7 protein-coding genes are annotated in these 4,249 nt (G+C 66.9%); 4 read left to right on the top strand and 3 right to left on the bottom strand.

Annotation, left to right across the window (positions count from 1 at the left end):
* Positions 1 to 258: transposase (locus tag IT293_16015; protein MCC6766165.1), on the bottom strand; the 258-nt coding region annotated here is incomplete at its 3' end.
* Positions 259 to 349: 91 nt separating this feature from the next.
* Complete coding sequence (locus tag IT293_16010; protein MCC6766164.1) at positions 350 to 496, bottom strand: hypothetical protein; 147 nt, start codon at positions 494 to 496, stop codon at positions 350 to 352.
* Between the two features lie 152 nt (positions 497 to 648).
* On the opposite strand from IT293_16010, the gene IT293_16005 reads away from it, so the two are divergent.
* The 4 genes from IT293_16005 (at position 649) to IT293_15990 (ending at position 3,604) form a co-directional block, all read left to right on the top strand.
* Positions 649 to 2,064, top strand: a complete 1,416-nt coding sequence (locus IT293_16005) for a recombinase family protein (GenBank protein ID MCC6766163.1) — start codon at positions 649 to 651, stop codon at positions 2,062 to 2,064.
* A gap of 215 nt (positions 2,065 to 2,279) precedes the next feature.
* A complete protein-coding gene (locus IT293_16000) occupies positions 2,280 to 2,606 on the top strand; it encodes a DUF433 domain-containing protein (protein MCC6766162.1) in 327 nt (108 codons plus the stop codon).
* A 4-nt stretch (positions 2,607 to 2,610) separates the two neighbouring features.
* Positions 2,611 to 2,964, top strand: a complete 354-nt coding sequence (locus tag IT293_15995; GenBank protein ID MCC6766161.1) for a DUF5615 family PIN-like protein — start codon at positions 2,611 to 2,613, stop codon at positions 2,962 to 2,964.
* Positions 2,965 to 3,088: 124 nt separating this feature from the next.
* Positions 3,089 to 3,604: a terminase small subunit gene (locus tag IT293_15990; protein ID MCC6766160.1), complete on the top strand. Its 516-nt coding sequence runs from the start codon at positions 3,089 to 3,091 to the stop codon at positions 3,602 to 3,604.
* A 227-nt stretch (positions 3,605 to 3,831) separates the two neighbouring features.
* On the opposite strand, the gene IT293_15985 is transcribed toward IT293_15990, so the two are convergent.
* The coding region (locus tag IT293_15985) for a hypothetical protein (protein MCC6766159.1) at positions 3,832 to 4,249 on the bottom strand (418 nt) is incomplete at its 5' end.

The raw sequence follows: 4,249 nt of genomic DNA, 5'->3' as shown, positions 1-4,249 counted from the left end.
GTTCGCCCGCCGCAGCTCGCGGACTTCGCGCTCGAGCTCGCGCAGGCGCAGCCGCTCGTCCGTCGTCAGGCCGTTGCGTTTCCCGTCATCCCGCTCACGCTGTCGCACCCACTTCCGGAGCGTCTCGGCCGTACAGCCCATCTTCCCGGCAATCGAGACGATCGCCGCCCACTGCGAGTCGTGCGCCTCCTGCTGCGTCAGCACCAGCCGCACCGCTCGCTCCTTCACCTCCGCGGAAAACTTGCTCGGTCGTCCCATGGCTCCCTCTTCTCAAACAAAGGAGCCTCCGACAAAGCCGGGGCGGTTCAAAGTTCCTCTGCCTTCCTGCGGCGTTGCGAAGGTGCCGCCGCTACTCCATCCGTTCGCGCAGCTGCCGCAGGAGCAAACGGACGGCTGCAAGCATGCGAACGGTCTTCTCGATCCCCTCGGATTCCTCTTCCGACTTCGAAGCGACGTTGCTCGCGTCGATGGTCTCGGACGACTCCTGATCCGTCATCTCGTACCCTCTGCCCTTCTCCCCTTTCCGACCGTGCGGACTCGCTCTCGGTCCATGCGCACGCCTCGGTCGCCGACCGCGCGCCTGGCTGCCTCGTGCTGCGGAACTCGGTGCCGCTGGTCGTCGATCTCGGGAGACGTCGGTAGGCAGGAGTGCTGGTCGCGCGCGATCTCTTCGAGGCCGGCGTCAAGATCTTCTACCTCGAAGACACCGAGGAGCGTCTCGACACGCCCGAGCACCGGTTCGTCATGGCCGCACGCGCCTTCGCCTCCGAGATGGAGCGCGAGAAGGCCAAGCAACGCACGCGCGATGCCCTCCTCGCGCGGGCGAAGCAGGGTCTCGTCACGGGCGGCGTCGTGTTCGGGTACCGGAACGTCCCCGTCCACACCGGCACCGACGCTTCCGGAAACCCCGTCCGGGCCTACGTGCGATACGAGATCGAGCCCGACGAGGCTGCGGTCGTGCGCGGCATCTTCGAGATGTACACCGACGGGTACGGCCTCAAGAAGATCACGAAGACACTCAACGATGATCCGGCTTTCGCCGCCGAACGTCGGCGCTACTTCGACGACCGGCGCGTACCCCCGCCGCGAAAAGGAAGCGGCTCGTGGGCACCCTCCTGCGTCAACGCGATCTTGAGGCGCGATCGCTATCGGGGCCGTCTAACCTGGGGACGATTCAAGAACACGGACCGAGGCGGACGCACCCGGGTGCGTGCCCCACAGGCAGCGGACCAAGTGATCGCCGTCGACACGCCCGACCTCCGCATCGTGCCGGAGGAACTGTGGCAGGCCGCACAGGCGAGACGCCGGCACATGCAACCAGTTGCACAGCCCGCGGGATCGGCCGCGCCGCTTCGGGCATCGGCCAGCCTGCTATCGGGGCTCGCGATGTGCACCGTGTGCGGCGGTCCGATCACGATGTCGGGAAGCGGCAAGCGTACGCAGTGCTACGGGTGCAGCTACTACCGCAATCGCGGCGCCACGGTCTGCTCCAATTCCTGGCTCGAAGCGATCCCGATCGTGGATCAATGCCTCCTCGAAGAGATCGAGCGCACGGTACTGACTCCCGAGGCGCGCCAATACACGCTGGCACGCGCGGCCGAGATCGTCCGCGAACGTCTCGCCGCGACTCCGGACCGCCTACCAGCGGTGCGAAGCGACCTCGCCAAGGTGAAGCGCGAAATCGAGAGTCTCCTGCGAGCCCTGGAAAGCGGGCGGGCTCCCCAGCTGCTGATCGACCGCCTCGCGGAGAAGGAGCAACTCGCCGAGAAGCTCACCGCCGAGATCACCGAACGCGAACGGTCACGGCCCGCGCGAGACCCCCTCGACCTCCCGCACCTGGACCGCCTCCTCCGCGACCAACTCGGACGGCTCGGCGGCGTGCTCCGCGGCGACCTCGTGAAGGCGCGCCAGGCGCTCCAGAAGCTCCTCGTCGATCGGGTCCGCTTCACCCCGATCAGCCTGCCCGACGGCCAGCGGACCTACCGGCTCGAAGCGGAGCTGACTCTGGGGAGGGTCCTGGCCGCCGAGGTGAATAATAAGGTCAGCGTCCCCGACGGGATTTGAACCCGTGTTACCGACGTGAAAGGTCGACCTGTACCGCATCGCACCCTTCAAGCGGTCGCGTCTTTCGTGGACGTTCGGGCACTTGCCTTTGTCGCACTGGACGGAATGTCCCCCGGTTGCCCGCTGTGTCCCGCGCGAAGTGACACCAAAACGGACACCGGCGACCCGCGCTCTTGCGATACTCAGGACGACCTCAGCATGCTATGAGGCGACTCATGGTTCTGGCGATCGAAAGCACTCCCGCTCCGCTCGAGCGTGACGCCGATGGCGTCGTCCGAGTCGCGGGGACGCGGGTGACACTCGACTCCGTCGTGGGGGCGTTCAACGATGGCGCCACCGCCGAAGAAATCGCCTCGCAGTATCCTTCGCTGAGCCTGGCCGATACGTATGCAGTCATCGCGTACTATCTCCGCCACTGCCAAGAGAGCAACGAGTACATCGCGACCCGCGCGTCCCACTCCGCCGCGGTGAAGGCCGAGACCGAGCGCCGTTTCGATCCCGCAGGCGTTCGCGATCGGCTCCTCGCGCGCAAGTTGGCTTGATGGCGTGATCCGATTCGCCGCCGACGAGAATCTGAACGACGCCATCACGCGCGGCCTGCGTCGCCGTCAGCCCGCGATCGATATCGTCCGCATCCAGGACGCCGGGCTGTCAGGTGCGGCCGATCCCGCGATCCTGGAGTGGGCGGCCGAGCAGGGCCGCATCCTGCTGACGCACGACGTGTCCACGGTGACGAAGTACGCCTACGAACGCCTCCGTAGCGGCCAGACCATGCCTGGCGTCTTCGAGATCATCCGCACCGCACCGATCGCTCAAGTCATCGACGATCTCCTGCTGTTGGCCGAGTACAGCACGGACGGAGAGTGGGAGGGCCAAGTCCGCTACTTGCCGCTCCGGTAGACGGTCTTCGCGCATGATGGCCGCACCGAGCGCACAGGCCTAACCAGTGGCAGCGGTACGAAAGGCGAAACCGCGCCGCACAAATCGGGCCGGCGTCGGCTTCGATTTCGTCGAAACCGAATCCTTGAACGATCGACAGCGACTGTTCGTCCAGTTCTACCTGGAAACGATGAACGGCGGAGAGGCCGCCAGGCGCGCCGGCTACTCGCCAAAGGCTGCGTACCAGACGGCGTCGCTCCTCCTGAGAAATGCGAAGGTCCGCGCAGCGGTCGACGCGGGCATGCACGAACGAGCGATGGGGGTCGACGAGGTGCTCTCCCGGCTCTCGGACATCGCGCGGCTCGACTTCACCGGCTTCACGAACGACGCCGGCAACCTCGATCTCGTCGAGGCGCGGCGGTGCGGCCTCCTGCGGTTCGTGAAGAAGTGGCGCGAGCTGCGCGCGATCGCGTTGAAGCCGACGCACCCCCTCCATGCCCGCCACGGCTTTCGTGCCTTGTGCACGATGGCCGCGCTCATCTTCCCGAAGCCTGCGACGGTCGCCATCGGCGGCGACGACGGGCAGCCCGAGTTCACGCTCTATGATCTCCTGTGCAGAAAAGACGAGGAGAACGAATCGCCAGTCGGTAGATGGGATTAGCGCTGTGGTTGACGTAACCGAGTCTCGGACCTTCTCCGGTGCCCCCAAACTTCGTCCTTATCCCCTCACGACGGGGCGGATTAGGGGCCGAACCCACCCGGGACCGAGCACCGTGCCGCCCGAGGGCGTATCCGATGGCGCGAGCAGCACCGTCAAGACGCAGCGCGGCGTCGATCGCGTGACGCGATCTCGGTGGTCAGTGGGGGACGCGAACGCTGGCGCGGTCGCTACGCGGGAAACGCGAACGCCAGGTCATCTCGGGGTGGGGGGCGTGCCAGGGCGGGGACCGGGGTGTCCGTTGGGAGGCCGAGGTGCCGGAGGATGCGCTGCACGACGGGTGGGTCTTCGATGGTGGTGAGGAAGCGCAGGCGGGCCCCGCAGTCGCAGGCGAGGACGTCGATCTCGAAGACCCGGCGCATCAAGTCGGCCCAGAGCCACCCGCGACGGGACGGGCGACTTTCGGGTGGGGCGGCCGTCGCCGGGGATTCCGGCGCGGCCGGTGTCGGCTGCATGGCCACCAGTGGGACCACGTGCGCGACGGCAGCCGCCCGACGACGGGCCCGGGCGCCGAGGATGCCGTGATACAGCACGAGATTGACTCTGGGCTTCGGGATGAGGACCGCGAGTTTCTCCAGGAACTCGACG

The sequence above is a fragment of the Deltaproteobacteria bacterium genome (assembly GCA_020848745.1).
Classification (GTDB): domain Bacteria; phylum Desulfobacterota; class Binatia; order UTPRO1; family UTPRO1; genus UTPRO1.
Note: the sequence above shows the minus strand (reverse complement) of the source record. Positions and strands in the feature narration are given on the sequence as shown.

Excerpts from the sequence above, each read along its gene's own strand:
- IT293_16010 (MCC6766164.1), bottom strand. The coding sequence starts at position 496 with ATGACGGATCAGGAGTCGTCCGAGACCATCGACGCGAGCAACGTCGCT.
- IT293_16000 (MCC6766162.1), top strand. The coding sequence starts at position 2,280 with ATGGTTCTGGCGATCGAAAGCACTCCCGCTCCGCTCGAGCGTGACGCC.